Origin of the sequence: Corallococcus sp. CA047B, from assembly GCF_003612065.1 — a bacterium.
In the GTDB taxonomy this organism is placed as follows: Bacteria; Myxococcota; Myxococcia; order Myxococcales; family Myxococcaceae; genus Corallococcus; species Corallococcus praedator.
This window is the reverse complement of sequence record NZ_RAWD01000754.1, coordinates 1-384: the sequence shown is the minus strand read 5'-3', so window position 1 is coordinate 384 and position 384 is coordinate 1. Positions and strand designations below refer to the sequence as shown.

The following is a 384-nucleotide window of genomic DNA, read 5'->3' as shown; positions in this document are numbered from 1 at the left end:
GCGCTGTCCCGCGCCGCGCGCGAGCCTCCGCCAGAGCGCCTGGGCCTCCGCCTCGGAGAACCCCAGCCCCGACAGCGGCGGACCCGACACATCCGTGCCCGTCGCGGCGCGGGACAGCGCGACGAACACCGTGCGCACCAGACCCAGCGCGCCCGCGGACCGGGGGTCTCCGCCCCAGGCATGCACCACCCGCAGCGGCGTGGCGCCCGCGGTCATCTCCGCCACTGCTTCCAGGAAGCGACTGCGTCCCACGCCCGTGGGCCCCACGAAGAGCCGCGCGCCGCCCTCGCCCTTGCGCGCGGAGTCCACCACCGCCCGCGCCTCGGCCAGCGCCTCGTCGCGCCCCACCAGGAACTCCGCGCGGACCACCGGAGGCCCCACCTC

1 protein-coding gene is annotated in these 384 nt (G+C 78.1%); it reads right to left on the bottom strand.

Annotated elements, in window-relative coordinates:
* Positions 1-384 (bottom strand): ATP-binding protein (locus D7X74_RS42515; protein ID WP_147446940.1); only part of this gene is annotated, 384 nt, incomplete at both ends.